This is a genomic window from Microbacterium sp. H83, assembly GCF_001650405.1.
Taxonomy (GTDB): Bacteria; Actinomycetota; Actinomycetes; order Actinomycetales; family Microbacteriaceae; genus Microbacterium.
The window spans coordinates 151,651-166,833 of the sequence record NZ_LWCU01000001.1 but is presented as its reverse complement, the minus strand read 5'-3'; the positions used below and the strand labels follow the sequence as shown (position 1 = coordinate 166,833).

The following is a 15,183-nucleotide window of genomic DNA, read 5'->3' as shown; positions in this document are numbered from 1 at the left end:
AGATCATCGCTTTTCACCGCCTCGAATGGCGCCCGGTCGGACGAGGGCGCTAGTGTCGATCGCAGGCACCGTCGCCTTTCCCCCTTTTCCCCGAACCGTCTGAGGCAAGCATGAAGATCGGCATCCTGACGAGCGGCGGCGACTGCCCCGGACTCAACGCGGTCATCCGCGGAATCGTGCTCAAGGGCACCACCACGTACGACCTCGAGTTCGTCGGCATCCGCGACGGGTGGCGCGGCGTGGTCGACGGCGACTTCTTCCCGCTCACCCGGCACGAGGTCAAGGGCCTCTCCAAGGTCGGCGGGACGATCCTCGGCACGAGCCGCACGAACCCCTACGAGGGGGAGCGCGGCGGCGCCGAGAACATCGCCAAGACGCTCTACGGGCACAAGATCGACGGCATCATCGCGATCGGCGGCGAGGGCACCCTCGCCGCGGCCGACCGTCTCGCGAAAGACGGCATCAACGTCATCGGCGTGCCGAAGACCATCGACAACGATCTCCGCGCCACCGACTACTCCTTCGGGTTCGACACGGCCGTGAACATCGCCACGGATGCGATGGATCGTCTGCGCACGACCGGCGACTCGCACCAGCGCTGCATGGTCGCCGAGGTCATGGGCCGTCACGTCGGCTGGATCGCGCTGCACGCCGGCATGGCCGCGGGCGCGCACGCCATCCTCATCCCCGAGGTGCCCCAGACTCTCGAGGAGATCACCGCGCTCGTCACCAGCGCCCACGACCGCGGACGTGCCCCGCTCGTCGTCGTGTCCGAGGGCTTCAAGCTCCAGGGCATGGACGAGGCGTACAGCGACAAGGGCCTCGACGCCTTCAACCGGCCTCGTCTCGGCGGCATCGGCGACCAGCTCGCCCCGGCGATCGAGCGGATCACCGGCATCGAGACGCGCGCGACCATCCTCGGACACATCCAGCGCGGCGGGTCGCCGTCGGCGTTCGACCGGGTGCTCGCGACCCGGCTCGGGCTGCACGCGGCTGACGCGATCGTCGACGGCGCGTGGGGGCAGATGGTCGCCATGCAGGGCACGGACATCGTCCGGGTGCCGTTCGCAGAGGCGCTCGGCGAGCTCAACACCGTCCCGCGCAGTCGCTACGACGAGGCCGCGGCGCTGTTCGGCTGAGCCGGCGACAGGCGCTCTCGCGAGAACAGGCAGATCGCCGGACGATCTGCCTGTTCTCGCATGATCGCCTGCGCTCACCGCGCGAGGCGCAGCCCCTGCGCCATGGCGGTCAGGACGGTCCGCGTCACCAGGTCGGGGTCGAACATGAGCTGCTGGTAGTCGAAGCGCAGCACGGTGTATCCGAGAAGTGCCAGACGGGCGTCGGCGGCGATGTCGCGGCGGCGGTCGCGGCCCTGATGGTGAGCCCATCCGTCTGACTGCACGACGAGACGAGCTCCGATCAGCCCGTCCACCGGTCTGCCGTCGATCCAGACCTGCTGCTCGACATGGACTCCGACTCGACGCATCAGCTCGACGAACCGCGTCTCGAGCCCCGAATCGGAGAGATGGCCGGCGAGCGCCGCCAGGCGGTGGGCCCGTCTACTGCGCCACCGGACGCGCTTCAGGTGCGCAGGCTCGGTCCTGCCCGTTCGGATGGCTGACTCCCAGACCGCCAGGGCGTCGATCGGCTCGAGGCAGCGCGCCGTGTGGAACAGGACGTTCAGCAGCGGCTCGACGCTCGCCCGAGCGGCCACGGGCACGGGGCCGACAGCGCGATGGGCGCGCACTGCCGACGGCAGCCGGGATGCCGAGTGGGGCACGGCGACATGCACCGGCACCGTATCGGACGGCGGTGTCCACAGACCGAGCTCACGCGCCGCGCTGACGCACGTCACCCGCCCACCGACCGAGCGGCCGCCTCCTGTGCGGCGGAGCAGCCGGGGCCGAGCAGCCACGATCGACGTATGCGTCTGACCTCTCCCCGCTCGACCGCGGTCCGGATCTGGCGGTCGGTGTACCCCGCGGCGCGCAGCACGGAGGTATGGGCGACTTGACCGTGTCGCGCGAGCCATAGCGGGAGGGGTTCTCTCATCCGGCAAGGATGCAGGACGGCCGCCTGGCCGTCGTCCCATGAAGCCCGCATCGGGGACAGCCCATGGTGAGGCCGCAGGTGTGGAGGAGGCGTGGCGCCGCGTGAGAACAGGCAGGTGCGCCGGAACAGGCGGGCGCGTCGCACCACGGCCTGTCCCGGCGCCGTCGCCTGTTCTCAGTCGCCGGCGAGTCCGACCGTGTCGAGGAGCCAGGCCAGCTCGAAGGCGCGCTCCTTCCAGGAGTTGTAGCGCCCGCTGACGCCACCGTGGCCCGCGACCATCTCGCACTTGAGCAGGACGTCCGATGCCCCGGCGACGCGCAGGGCCGCGACCCACTTCGCCGGCTCCACGTACAGCACCCGCGTGTCGTTGAGCGAGGTCACGGCGAGGATGCGCGGATACGCGACGCCGTCGCGGATGTTCTCGTACGGCGAGTACGACTTCATGTACTCGTAGACGTCTGCGCCGTGCAGGGGATCGCCCCATTCGTCCCACTCGATCACGGTGAGGGGGAGCGACGGGTCGAGGATGGTGGTCAGCGCGTCGACGAACGGCACGGCGGCGAGGATGCCGGCGAACAGCTCGGGCGCGAGGTTCGCGACCGCCCCCATGAGCAGTCCGCCGGCGCTGCCGCCCTCGGCCACGAGCAGCTCGGGGGTGGTGACGCCGCCGTCGACCAGGTGTCGACCGCAGGCCACGAAGTCGGTGAACGTGTTGCGCTTCTGCAGGAGCTTGCCGTCCTCGTACCACTGGCGTCCCATCTCGCCGCCGCCGCGCACGTGCGCCACGGCGAAGACGACCCCGCGGTCGAGCTCGGAGAGCCGTGCCACCGAGAATCCCGGGTCGATCGAGTGCTCGTACGAGCCGTATCCGTAGAGGTGCACGGGCCGCGGCTGCGTTCCGGGCTCGCCGAACGAGCGCTTCCAGACGAGCGAGATGGGCACCTGCGTGCCGTCGGATGCGGTGGCCCAGGCACGGCGCTGGCCGTAGTCCTGCGGGTCGTAGCCGCCGAGCACGGCGACCTGCTTGCGGAGCACCAGCTCGCGGGAGGCGAGGTCCAGCTCGTACACCGTGCCGGGCGTCACGAACGAGGTGTAGCCGACTCGCAGGAAGGGGGAGTGCCACTCGGGGTTGCCGCTGACTCCCGCGGAGTACAGCGGCTCGTCGAAGGCGATGTCGTCGACGGCATCCGTCGTGTAGTCCAGCAGCCCGACGCGCTCGAGGCCCTCGCGCCGGTACTCGATCGTCGCGAAGTCCCGGAAGGCGTCCATCCCCAGCAGCCGACGACCCGGCTCGTGGGGGAGCACGACGCGCCGTTCGCCCTGAGGGTCGGATGCCGCGACGGACACGAGCTCGAAGTCCAGAGCCTCGTCGTTGTGGAGGATGAGCAGGCGGTCCTCGCCGTCGACGATCGCGTGGTCGAGCGAGTACTCGACGCCCTCCCGCCGCGGCCAGACGACCATCGGAGTCGCGGTGAGGTCGCCCGTCAGGTCGACGAGGTGCTCCTCGCTCGTGACGCTCGAGCCCAGGGCGATCACGAGGTAGCGGCGGCTCCGGGTGATGCCGGCACCGAGCCAGAACTTCTCGTCGGCCTCGTGGAAGAGCTGCACGTCGGAGCTCATCGGGGTGCCCACCCGGTGCAGCCAGAGCGTGTCCGGTCGCCAGGCGTCGTCGCGCGTGGTGTACAGGATGCCCGTGCCGTCGGGGGTGAAGAAGGCGCTCCCGGTGTCGGGGATCTCGTCGGGCAGCGTCTCCCCGGTGCGGAGGTCGCGAACCCGCACCGTGTAGAGCTCGTCGCCCTCGAAGTCGGTCGACCACAGCAGCAGGGCTCCGTCATCCGACGTGTCGAACGCCCCCAGGGAGAAGAAGTCGTGTCCGTCGGCCTCGATGTTGCCGTCGAGCAGCACGACCTCCCCGGGGACGGCGACGCCCGGCTCCAGGACAGGGGGAGTCCAGTCGTCCGCGACCGCGGCGGTGCGGCAGTGGATGCCGTACTGCGCGCCCTCCTCCGTGCGGCTGTAGTACCACCAGGCTCCGCGACGCGTCGGCACCGACAGGTCGGTCTCCTGCACACGCCCCTTGATCTCCTGGAACAGGGTCTCGCGGAGCTCTGCGAGGTGCGCGAGCTCGGCATCCGTGTGCGCGTTCTCGGCCTCCAGGTGGGCGATCACCTCGGGGGAGTCCTTCTCGCGGAGCCACTCGTACGGATCGTCGAAGGTGTCACCGTGGTGGGTGCGGAGGGTCGAACGGCGGTCTGCGATCGGGGCGTCAGTCACGCATTCCACGCTAGTCGAGGTCGAGTTGACCGGCACTCGACGCGGTGGGAGGATTCAACGGGGCCGGTTAACGGAAGTCAAACCCACGGTGAACTCTTCGTTCATCACGTCGATCACGTCGACACCTCCCTCTTCCTCAACGACCGAAAGCGAACGGTGGAAACCGCAGCCCTCATCGTCGTGCTGGTGATCCTGCTGGCACTCTTCTTCGACTTCACCAACGGGTTCCACGACACGGCGAACGCGATGGCCACCCCCATCGCGACCGGCGCGCTGAAGCCCAGGACGGCCGTCCTTCTCGCCGCCGTGCTGAACCTCGTCGGAGCCTTCCTCTCGACGGAGGTCTCCAAGACCGTCTCGCACGGGATCATCCGCGAGGACACGATCCAGGGGGACGTCTTCCTCCCGATGATCTTCGCCGGACTCATCGGCGCGATCACCTGGAACATGCTCACCTGGCTGCTCGGTCTTCCCTCCAGCTCCTCGCATGCGCTGTTCGGCGGCCTGATCGGCGCGACGCTGGTCGGCGTCGGCGTCGCGGGCATCGACTTCGGCATGGTCCTGTCGAAGATCATCCTCCCCGCGCTCATCGCCCCTCTCACGGCCGGGATCATCGCCTTCGCGGCCACCAAGCTCGCGTACTCCCTCACGCGGCGCTACGACGGGAAGCCGGACGGACGCGACGGGTTCCGGTGGGGGCAGATCTTCACGTCCTCGCTGGTCGCTCTCGCCCACGGCACGAACGACGCGCAGAAGACCATGGGCGTCATCACGCTCGCCCTGATCACCGTCGGATGGCAGAGCAGCGATCAGGCGGATCCGTACCTGTGGGTGATCGTGGCCTGCGCCGTGACCATCGCGCTCGGGACGTATCTCGGCGGCTGGCGCATCATCCGCACGCTCGGCAAGGGACTCACCGAGGTCAAGCCCGCGCAGGGCTTCTCCGCCGAGAGCTCCACGTCCGCGACGATCCTCGCCTCCAGCGCCTTCGGCTTCGCGCTGTCGACGACGCAGGTGGCGTCCGGCTCGGTCATCGGGTCGGGTCTCGGGCGCCGTGGGTCCACGGTGCGGTGGCGGACGGCCGGTCGCATCGCGATCGGCTGGCTGCTGACGCTCCCGGCGGCCGGCGCCGTCGGTGCGCTCGCGGCGCTGCTGATCACGTGGCTCGGCAACTGGGGCATCGCGATCGACGCGGTACTCGCTCTCGTCGTCATCGTCGGTCTCTTCCTGCGCTCCCGTCGAGATGCGGTGACCCACGCCAACGCCATGAGCGACGTCGCCGAGTCGGGGCTCGCCGTCGAGCTGCAGGAGACCCCGCCGCCCACGAAGCGGCAGCAGCGGGCGGCGCAGGCGAAGGCCGAGGCCAAGGCGCGGGCGGACGCACGCCAGAAGGCCAGGGCGAAGACGAAGACCGCTGCGGGCGCGGACACCGCGATCGCAGAGAGACCGCCCGGAGCCGATGCGGCCCCGGGCGGGGATGCACCCGCGACAGACGGTGAGGGATCGAAGTGAACGTCGAGATCGACTGGGCTGCGTTCCTCCTCGTCTTCGCCGCGGCGCTGGTCGGCGCCTGCGCCGTCGTGTCGTTCTACGCCCTCGGACTCAGGCTGCTGGTCCGCAGCGGGCATGCCCCCGTGGTGAGCCCGGCGGAGTTCACCGACGCGATCACGGTGATCTCCGAGAAGGAGCTCAAGCGGGCGACGAAGCAGGCGGCGAAGGCCGCCAAGAAGAGCCCCCTGACCGAGGGGCAGAAGCGGCTCGCGCTGGTCGGAGCCTACGGATGCTTCGCGCTGTGCGCCGCGGCTGTCGTGATCGGCATCCTCATCCTCGTGGTCGGGCGCTGATCCGCGGGGATCACCTCAGCAGTCCGTCGACCAGATCGTCGATGATGTCGTCGGTCGATCGGTCGGGGTCGATCGGCGTCGTGAGCCTGTCGAGAAGCAGGCCGTCGACGGCGTAGTGGAACAGTGCGATCTCGCGCCGACCTCCGGGAAGTCCCGCCGAGGCGTTGAAGGCGACGTCCGCGTCGAAGCCGGCGCGCTGCCAGGCGCCGAGCAGGGCGGCCACCTCGGGGCGACGACTGCTCTCGAGCCGCAGCTCGAAGAGGGCGATGGTGACGTCGCGATCCTCGCTCAGCCGGCGCACGATGTCGCGCACGTAGTCCGCGAACAGCTCTCGGCTCGGGAGCGACGTCGACCGCCGGCGGCGATCCTCCTCGGTCGGCGCGAGCCGCTCGCCGATGCGCTCGACGAGTCCCTCCACGAGGGCGTCCCTGCTCCGGAAGTAGTTCGAGGTCGTCCCCACCGGGATGCCCGCCGCGAGGTCGATGGCCCGGTGGGTGAGCCCGCGCGTGCCCTCGGCCGCCAGGACGCGCAGGCCGGCATCCGCGATGGCCCGCCGTCTGATGTCGTTCTTCGCCATCCCCGAACTCTACCGCTCGGCACTACAGATGATGTGGTCGCGACACCGGCCGATCCGCGGCCGTCGCCCTAGGCTGGGTGGCATGAGCGAGTCCACAGGGGGATACGTCTTCGGGCGCCACGCGCAGGCCTCACACGTCGTGATCCATGTCAGCGATCCGCACTTCCTCGCCGACGGCGTGCCGCTCGGCGGGCGCTATGACGTCGAGTCCACCTTCGCCCGCACGCTCGACGCGATCCGGTCCGTGCATCCGAACCCCGCTGCGATCGTCATCACCGGCGATCTCGCCGACCTCGGAGAGCCCGACGCATACCGCCGTCTGAGAGCGGCCGTGGAGCCCGTGGCCGCGGCTCTCGGCACGGTCGTCATCTGGGTCGCCGGGAACCACGATGAGCGGCCGGCGCTCCGTGCGGGCCTCCTCGATCAGGCTCCCAGCGAAGAGCCGATCACCGGAGTCTGGGATCTCGACGGCCTGCGCGTGATCGCCCTCGACACGAGCGTGCCGGGATGGCATCACGGCGACCTCGACGACGGGCAGCTCGGCTGGCTGGCCGATCAGCTCAGGGAGCCGGCGCCGCACGGCACGCTCCTGGCGATGCATCATCCGCCTCTGCCGAGCCACCTGCCCCTCTTCGACATCCTCGAGCTGCGCCACCAGAACGAGCTGGCCGAGGTGATCCGGGGGAGCGACGTGCGCGGCATCCTCGCGGGGCATCTGCACTACTCGTCGCACGGCATGTTCGCCGGTGTCCCGGTGAGCGTCTCGTCGGCGACGTGCTACACGATGAACGTCGCGCGTCCGGCTCCGGACGTGAACGGGATGGATGCGGCGCAGGCGTTCCAGCTGGTCCACGTCCACACGGACACGATCACGCACACCGTGGTGCCCGTGACGGACGCCCCGACCGGCGAGTTCTTCTCGGAGCGATGGCTGGAGAAGATGGCCCGGCTGAGTCCGCAGGAGCGGCTCGAGGCGTTCTCGCGCAAACGGTGACGCGCGGACGCATCCCGGTCGTGGCATGGGGGCGGGCGTAGGATGGGGGCATCCCCCGCAGTCCACACTCGCCACTACCCACAAGGATGTGACATGGCTTCTGCCGCGCCCGCCCAGACCCGCACCGAGACCGATTCCCTCGGGAGCATGGAGATCCCCGCCGACGCGTACTGGGGTATCCACACCGCCCGCGCCGACGCGAACTTCCCGATCACGAAGCGTCCGATCTCCGTGTACCCCGACCTGGTGGTCGGGCTGGCGATGGTCAAGCAGGCCAGCGCCAGGGCGAATCGGGAGATCGGCGTGCTCGACCCGGAGAGGGCGGATCTCATCGACCGCGCCGCCCAGCGCGTCATCGACGGCGAGTTCCACGACCAGTTCACGGTGGGCGTCATCCAGGGCGGCGCTGGCACTTCGACGAACATGAACGCGAACGAGGTCATCACCAACATCGCGCTCGAGATGGCCGGACGGGAGAAGGGCGACTACGGGTTCCTGTCGCCGATCGACCACACCAACCGCAGCCAGTCCACCAACGACGTGTACCCGACGGCGGTCAAGATCGGCCTCTCGCTGACGCTGCGCTCGCTGCTCGAGGAGCTGGACCTCCTCCGCATCTCGTTCCTCCACAAGTCGCACGAGTTCCACGACGTCCTCAAGGTCGGACGCACCCAGCTGCAGGATGCCGTCCCCATGACGCTCGGGCAGGAGTTCCACGGCTTCGCGTCGACGCTCGGCTACGACCACACCCGACTGACCGAGAACGCGTCGCTCATGTTCGAGATCAACATGGGCGCGACGGCCATCGGCACGGGCATCACCACGCACGTGGACTACGCACCCGCCGTGCTCAAGCATCTGCGCGAGATCACCGAGCTCGACCTGGTCACCGCCGGCGATCTCGTCGAGGCGACCAGCGACACGGGCTCCTTCATGTCCTTCTCGTCGACGCTCAAGCGCAATGCCATGAAGCTGTCGAAGATCTGCAACGACCTGCGGCTCCTGTCGTCGGGTCCGCAGGCGGGCTTCGGCGAGATCAACCTCCCGGCGATGCAGGCGGGCTCGAGCATCATGCCCGGCAAGGTGAACCCGGTGATCCCCGAGGTGGTCAATCAGGTGGCGTTCGCCGTCGCCGGCGCAGACATGACCGTCACGATGGCGGCCGAGGCGGGGCAGCTGCAGCTGAACGCCTTCGAGCCGGTCATCGCGCACTCGATCTTCCAGTCGATCACCTGGATGCGCCAGGCGATGTGGACACTGCGGGTCAACTGCGTCGACGGCATCACGGCGAACCGCGACCGCCTCGGTGCGATGGTCGGTGCCTCGGTGGGCGTGATCACGGCGCTCACCCCGTTCATCGGATATGCGGCGGCCGCGGCCCTGGCCAAGACCGCTCTCCTCACGAACCGCAACGTCGCCGATCTCGTGGTCGAAGCCGGACTGATGTCGCGCGACGAGGTGACCAAGCAGCTGTCGCCGGCCCGTCTCTCGGGCCTCGAGGCGATCACCGCGGCGATCCCGGTCATCACGCCCGAGGACCTCATCGAGATCTGACCAGTACGCGAACGGCCCCGGCGATCATCCGCCGGGGCCGTTCCTGCGTCCGAGCGACGCTGAGCGTGCCGGATCAGTCGAGCACGCGGCAGTGGGTGGTCAGCTCGCCGATGCCGTCGATGCCGACAGTGACCTTCGAGCGGTCGCGGAGGAAGATCTGCGGGTCGCGGGAGTAGCCGGCGCCGCCGGGGCTGCCCGTCGAGATCAGCGTTCCGGGCAGCAGGGTCAGCGACTGGGAGAGATGCGCGATGAGCGTGGCGACCGAGCGCACCATCTGGCCGGTGCTCGCGTCCTGGACGGTCTGCCCGTCGACGACGGCCCAGATGTGGAGGTCCTGCGGGTCGGCGATCTCGTCGGCCGTGATCGCGAACGGGCCCGTGGGGGTGAAGCCGTCGAACGACTTGCACCGCGACCACTGCGCCTCGGAGAACTGGACGTTCCGGGCCGTGATGTCGTTCACGACGGTGTACCCCCACACGTGCGCCAGCGCATCCGCCTCGTCCACGTCCTTCGCGGGAGTGCCGATGAGCACGCCGAGCTCCGCCTCGTAGTCCACGGCCTCGCTGAGGGACCGGGGCCAGGAGGTCGTCTGCTCGTGCCCCGTCAGGGAGTTCGGCCACAGTGTGAACACCGTCGGCGCGGCATCCGTCTTGAGCCCCAGTTCGCTCGAGTGCGCCGCGTAGTTGAGGCCGACGGCGAGGACCGCCGGGGGAGCGATGACCGCCGAGGCGAAGTCCCAGCCGGAGAGCGGATGCCGCGGAGCGGCGCTCTCCGCGAGCGCGGTGCGGAGGGACTCGAGCAGGGGCTCGCCTCCCTCGATCAGCTGCTGCAGAGTCGCAGGCGGGTCGGGAAGGAGGTCGGAGACGAGGATGGCGTCGGTGCCGTCCACCACCGCGAGGTTCGCAGAGGAGGAGTCGGCGCGACGCAGATGAGCGAACCGCATGTGTCTACGCTATCCGGTGGTGCGGGAGATCCGCTGGAGGAAGTCGCCAGACCCGGGCCGGATCGCTTGTGCCCCATATGCTGTGGCTATGAGTTCCGGAGGACCGTCCCAGCCATCGCCGTACACGCCGCCGCCGTACCAGGGTCCTCAGAATCCCGGTCCGCAGCACCCGCAGGGTCCACCGCCGCAGCAGCAGCCGACGGGGTACGGCCCGCCGGCTCCCCAGCAGTACTCGGCGCAGCAGTACGCGCAGTCGGCGTACACGCCCGCACCCTTCGCCCAGGGCCCCGGCTATGCCTCCGTGCTCGCACAGCCGACGCCGTACTCTCCGCCGGCTCCGGTCGCACCCGCTCCCGCGCCCGGTCTTCCCGCGCTGCCGCCGGCACGCCGCGGCGGACGCATCGCGCTGGGGGTGCTGTTCGGTTTCCTGGGCCTCCTGCTCCTCGCGCTCATCGCGTACTTCGGCCTGTTCCTCGGTCCCCTCGCGTCGATCATCGGCCTCGTCCTCGCTCTCGTGCCGCTCGCCGTCGTCTTCTTCGTCGTCCGGATGATCGACCGCTGGGAGCCGGAGCCCAAGTCGCTGGTCTTCTTCGCCATCGCGTGGGGCGCGATCGCCGCCGTGGGCCTCACGCTGCTCGTCGACCTCGGTCTGTCGCTCCTGTTCGGGGCGCGCGGAGAGGTCGCGAGCGCCGTCGTCCAGGCCCCGATCGTCGAGGAGCTCTGGAAGGGCGTCGGCGTCTTCCTGATCTTCCTCATCGCCCGTCGGTCGTTCGACGGACCCGTGGACGGTGTGGTGTACGGAGCTCTCGTCGGCGCCGGCTTCGCCTTCACGGAGAACATCCAGTACTTCGCGATCAGTCTGATCGAGGGCGGCAGCGGGCAGCTGACCGTGACGTTCATCCTCCGCGCCGTGATGTCGCCCTTCGCGCATGCGATGTTCACCGCGCTCACGGGTCTCGCGATCGGCCTGGCGGCGCGCAGGAACGCCTCCGCCGGGGCGACGCTCGGTTTCGGACTGCTCGGGATGCTCGGGGCGATGCTCCTGCACGGACTGTGGAACGGCTCCTCGTTCGTGAACTTCTTCCTGCTGTACTTCGTGCTGCAGGTGCCGCTCTTCGTCGGATTCATCTTCGGCATCGTCGCTCTGCGCCGCGAGGAGGCGCGTCTGACACGGGCGCGTCTGGGTGACTACGCCGCCGCGGGCTGGTTCACCCCCGAGGAGGTCACGATGCTGGCAACTCCCGCGGGACGCCGGACCGGTCTGCGCTGGGCGGCGCAGCTGCGGGGCGACCGCCGTCCGCTCATGCGCGAGTTCATCAAGGACGCCACGACGCTCGCGTCCGTGCGGCAGCGCGCCATCACGGGACGCGACCCCCTGGCGCCGGTCGAGGAGCAGGCGCTCCTGAACCGGGCCCGCGCCGCGCGCGCCGCGCTGCTGGCCTACTAGGGGATGCCATCGTGACCGCTTTCGTCCTGCTCCACGGGGGAGGCGACACGGGATGGTCCTGGCACCTCGTGTCGGCGGCGTTGCGTGCCCGCGGGCACGAGGTCTTCGCGCCCGATCTGCCCGCGGACGATGAGACGGCGACGCTGGACGACTACGCCGACGCGGCGCTCGCCGCGGCCGGCCACGGTCGCGGCGGCATCGTGGTCGGTCACTCCTTCGGTGCATTCACCGCGCCGCTCGTGGCGGACCGCCGAGGAGCCGACGCGCTCGTGCTGCTGGCCGGGATGATCCCGCGTCCGGGGGAGCGTCCTGAGGACTGGTGGGAGGCGACGGGCTACGTCGCGGCGGCGGCCGCGCAGGCGGCGCTGGACGGCGGGATGACGGGACACGAGGACCCGCTCGTCAGCTTCTACCACGATGTGCCGAGGTCGCTGGCCGAGGACGCGCTGAGCCGGGAGCGCGCCCATCCGTCGTCGGCGGCGATGAGCGCGCCGTGGCCGATGGAGGCGTGGCCGGATGTGCCGACGCGAGTCATCGTGTGCTCGCAGGACCGGTTCTTCCCCGCCTCGTTCCTCCGGGGTCTCGCCAGCGATCGTCTCGGCGTCGTGGCCGACGAGATCGACGGCAGCCACTGCGTCATGCTGAGTCGGCCGGAGGAGCTCGCACGGATGCTGATCGACGTCGCGGAGGCCGTCGGAGCCGCCGAGTGAGCCGCGCGGGGACCGCCCCCGACACACTCAGCGCCCGGTGCTGCGGCGATGCCTGCATGTCTCCCGGGCGCTGAGTTGGTCTGTAAACAGGGTGCACCCGGGCCCGAGGGGTGTCAAGGGTTTCACGCAAACCCGGCGCAGACGAGGGTCCACCGACGTGTTCGCTGTGAGCAGGGGCCGTCGCGTTGACCTCCGGGGCGGGGCTCCGGTTGGATGGGGATATGACTGATCGTACGAAGCCTGAGTTCGACGCCCCCACCGGCCCCGCGCCCGCGGAGCTCGTGATCCGCGACATCATCGAAGGTGACGGCACCGAGGCGAAGCCCGGCGACACCGTGACCGTGCACTACGCCGGTGTCGAGTTCGAGTCCGGCGAGGAGTTCGACTCCTCGTGGGGACGCGGCGAGACCATCCAGTTCCCGCTCCGCGGTCTCATCCAGGGCTGGCAGGACGGCATCCCCGGCATGAAGGTCGGCGGACGCCGCGAGCTCGTCATCCCGCCGCACCTCGCGTACGGCCCGGTCGGCGGCGGGCACTTCCTGTCCGGCAAGACGCTGATCTTCATCATCGACCTGGTGGCCGTCGGCTGACCGTCCTCGACGTCGCAGAGGCGCCGCACCCGATCGGGTGCGGCGCCTCTGTCGTCCGCGCACGCGTCGATCGATTCCGCATTCTCGGGAATACATGCATGTGCATGTAAGTTGGGAGAAGAGACGCCGTGAACACGGCCCCTCATCCGTTGCCGCAGATCGCGGCCGAGATCTCCGAGGAGAAACCCATGACCAGCATCGACATCCCCGGCTACCGCCCCGGCACCTGGGTGCTCGACCCGTCTCACAGCGAGGTCACCTTCAGCGTCCGCCACATGATGATCTCCAAGGTGCGCGGCACGTTCGGCGTCAAGAGCGCCACCCTGGTCGCTCCCGAGAACCCGCTCGAGGCCCGCGTCGAGGCGAGCGTCGACGTCACCTCCATCGACACCAAGGACGAGGGCCGCGACGCGCACCTCCGCTCCGGCGACTTCTTCGACACCGAGAACTTCCCGACCATGGACTTCGTGTCGACCGGTGCCCGCACCGAGGGCGGCGAGCTCTTCGTCGACGGCGACCTCACGATCCGCGGCATCACCAAGCCGGTCAGCTTCGAGCTCGACTTCGGCGGCTTCGGCTCCGACCCGTGGGGCAACTACAAGGCCGGCGCATCGGCCAAGACGGTCATCAACCGCGAGGACTTCGGCCTCACCTGGAACGCCGCTCTCGAGACCGGCGGCGTGCTGGTCGGCAAGGACGTCACCATCAGCCTCGACCTGCAGGGCGCGCTGCAGCAGGACTGATCGTTCGCGATCGCCGGAACCCCGGACCCGTCAGGGTTCGGGGTTCTCTGCGTCGTAGAGCCGGAACCGCGCACTTCGCCGGGCGAGCACCGCGACGAGTCCGACGACGAGGAACCCGCCGAGGAGCGGGGGGAACCACAGCGTGGTGAGAGTGGCGAGCGTGCCCGCGTAGAGCGCGCCGATGCGCGGCCCCCCGGCGACCACGACGATGAACACGCCCTGCAGCCTGCCCCGGATGGTGTCGGGTACGGCGGCCTGCATCATCGTGTTCCGGTAGATCGAGCTGACGTTGTCCGCAGCGCCGGACAGCGCGAGAGCCAGCGACGCCGCGACGATGAGCCCGATCTGCGGCGCGCTCTCGGTCGCTCGTCCCGACACCGCGCCGATCAGCAGCACCACGCCGAAGATCAGGATCGACACGCCATAGGCCTCGACCGCCCTCTCGATGCCGCGTCCGTGCCAGCGGTACTGGACGACGCGGCCCGAGAAGAGGCTCGAGGCGAACGTGCCGACGGCGACGGCGGCGGTGAGGATGCCGGTCGTCACCGCTCCGCCCCCGAGCAGCACGGTGCCGAGTGCGGGGAACAGCGCGAGGGGCTGGCCGAACGTCATCGCGATGATGTCGACGATGTACTGCATCCGGATGTTGCTCGCCCGCCGCAGGAAGCGCCAGCCGTCGACGAGAGAGGCGAGACCGGGGCGGACGATCTCGCCCTCCGGGCGGAGCGCGGGCAGCGTCCAGAGCCCGAGGAACATCGACAGCATCAGCACGACGTCGAGCGTGTAGGTCCAGCCGTACCCCGTGAGCGCGACCAGCACCCCGGCGAGGGCCGGCCCCGCCATCACCGTGAGCCCGAAGGTGACCCCGTTGAGAGCGGAGGCCGCCGCGAGCTTGTCGCGGGGGATGAGACGGGGGACGATCGCGGTGCGGGTCGCCATGCCGACGGAGTTCGCCGCGGAGTTGACGATGCTCAGCACGTAGAGCCACCAGATCGTCTCCGCGCCGGCCCAGGTCAGCCCTGCCAGCAGGCCGGTCGAGGCGAAGGTCACGGTCGCGGCCACGAGGGCGACCCGCCGACGGTCTAAGGCGTCGGCGAGCATGCCGCCGTAGAGTCCCGCGAGGATCATCGGCACGAGCCCGGCCACGGCGACCATCGAGACCGCGAACGTGCTCTCGGTCAGCTCGAAGACGTGCAGCATCACGGTGACGATCGTCAGCTGTCCGCCGATCCCGGCGAGGACGGAGCCGATCCACATCCGCGCGAAGGCGGGACTGGCCGTGAGGGGACTGAGGTCGATCAGGTGGCTTCGAGCGGTGCTCACGTCCGGTGCCTGTCATGCATGGTCCGAGCGTATCCGAGACGGGCGGAGCGGTCCCCGGGCGCGGTCGCTCGGCGGGTCGGATGCCTGGTAGACTCAACAGGTTGCCGTTCGATCGGCCGCGGATAAAGAGAG

The 15,183-nt window shown here is 69.7% G+C and carries 14 protein-coding genes; 9 read left to right on the top strand and 5 right to left on the bottom strand.

All coding sequences use genetic code 11. The annotated features are described in order from the left end of the window. The first annotated feature begins 110 nt into the window (after window positions 1-110). Window positions 111-1,139, top strand: coding sequence for an ATP-dependent 6-phosphofructokinase (locus A4X16_RS00845; RefSeq protein WP_067115013.1), 1,029 nt, complete (start codon window positions 111-113; stop codon window positions 1,137-1,139). 74 nt (window positions 1,140-1,213) lie between these two features. On the opposite strand, the gene A4X16_RS00840 is transcribed toward A4X16_RS00845, so the two are convergent. Next, window positions 1,214-1,915 (bottom strand): endonuclease domain-containing protein, encoded by a 702-nt coding sequence (locus tag A4X16_RS00840; protein ID WP_231880221.1) that lies wholly within the window; start codon window positions 1,913-1,915, stop codon window positions 1,214-1,216. Window positions 1,916-2,226: 311 nt separating this feature from the next. Next, window positions 2,227-4,326 (bottom strand): S9 family peptidase, encoded by a 2,100-nt coding sequence (locus A4X16_RS00835; RefSeq protein ID WP_067115011.1) that lies wholly within the window; start codon window positions 4,324-4,326, stop codon window positions 2,227-2,229. Between the two features lie 156 nt (window positions 4,327-4,482). Here A4X16_RS00835 and A4X16_RS00830 point away from each other — a divergent pair, with 156 nt between their 5' ends. Continuing rightward, entirely contained in the window at window positions 4,483-5,838 is a 1,356-nt protein-coding gene (locus A4X16_RS00830) for an inorganic phosphate transporter (RefSeq protein ID WP_082914186.1), read from the top strand. Continuing rightward, complete coding sequence (locus A4X16_RS00825; RefSeq protein WP_067115009.1) at window positions 5,835-6,170, top strand: peptidase; 336 nt, start codon at window positions 5,835-5,837, stop codon at window positions 6,168-6,170. Before A4X16_RS00830 ends, A4X16_RS00825 begins: the two co-directional genes overlap by 4 nt. A 10-nt stretch (window positions 6,171-6,180) precedes the next feature. Here the strand turns inward: A4X16_RS00825 and A4X16_RS00820 are convergent, their stop codons facing one another. Further along, entirely contained in the window at window positions 6,181-6,747 is a 567-nt protein-coding gene (locus A4X16_RS00820; protein ID WP_067115007.1) for a TetR/AcrR family transcriptional regulator, read from the bottom strand. A gap of 82 nt (window positions 6,748-6,829) precedes the next feature. Here A4X16_RS00820 and A4X16_RS00815 point away from each other — a divergent pair, with 82 nt between their 5' ends. Together A4X16_RS00815 and A4X16_RS00810 are read left to right on the top strand one after the other, a co-directional pair. Next, window positions 6,830-7,741, top strand: coding sequence for a metallophosphoesterase (locus tag A4X16_RS00815; RefSeq protein WP_067115005.1), 912 nt, complete (start codon window positions 6,830-6,832; stop codon window positions 7,739-7,741). A 93-nt stretch (window positions 7,742-7,834) separates the two neighbouring features. Further along, the gene (locus A4X16_RS00810) at window positions 7,835-9,295 is read left to right on the top strand and encodes an aspartate ammonia-lyase (protein ID WP_067115003.1); all 1,461 of its coding nucleotides are present in this window, start codon (window positions 7,835-7,837) and stop codon (window positions 9,293-9,295) included. A gap of 73 nt (window positions 9,296-9,368) precedes the next feature. Here the strand turns inward: A4X16_RS00810 and A4X16_RS00805 are convergent, their stop codons facing one another. Next, complete coding sequence (locus tag A4X16_RS00805; protein WP_067115000.1) at window positions 9,369-10,238, bottom strand: fumarylacetoacetate hydrolase family protein; 870 nt, start codon at window positions 10,236-10,238, stop codon at window positions 9,369-9,371. An 88-nt stretch (window positions 10,239-10,326) separates the two neighbouring features. Between A4X16_RS00805 and A4X16_RS00800 the strand changes: the two genes are divergently transcribed. From A4X16_RS00800 to A4X16_RS00785, 4 genes are all read left to right on the top strand, one after another. Further along, window positions 10,327-11,685 carry a PrsW family intramembrane metalloprotease gene (locus A4X16_RS00800; RefSeq protein ID WP_082914185.1) on the top strand — a complete coding sequence of 453 codons (1,359 nt, stop codon included), beginning with the start codon at window positions 10,327-10,329 and terminating at the stop codon, window positions 11,683-11,685. An 11-nt stretch (window positions 11,686-11,696) separates the two neighbouring features. Further along, entirely contained in the window at window positions 11,697-12,395 is a 699-nt protein-coding gene (locus A4X16_RS00795) for an alpha/beta hydrolase (protein WP_067114998.1), read from the top strand. Window positions 12,396-12,616: 221 nt separating this feature from the next. After that, window positions 12,617-12,985, top strand: coding sequence for an FKBP-type peptidyl-prolyl cis-trans isomerase (locus tag A4X16_RS00790; RefSeq protein ID WP_056308170.1), 369 nt, complete (start codon window positions 12,617-12,619; stop codon window positions 12,983-12,985). 188 nt (window positions 12,986-13,173) lie between these two features. Then, a complete protein-coding gene (locus A4X16_RS00785) occupies window positions 13,174-13,728 on the top strand; it encodes a YceI family protein (RefSeq protein ID WP_067115320.1) in 555 nt (184 codons plus the stop codon). Between the two features lie 30 nt (window positions 13,729-13,758). Here A4X16_RS00785 and A4X16_RS00780 read toward each other — a convergent pair whose 3' ends face one another. Further along, on the bottom strand, window positions 13,759-15,051 hold the full coding sequence (locus A4X16_RS00780) for an MFS transporter (protein WP_067114997.1): 1,293 nt from the start codon (window positions 15,049-15,051) through the stop codon (window positions 13,759-13,761). Window positions 15,052-15,183 lie beyond the last annotated feature (132 nt).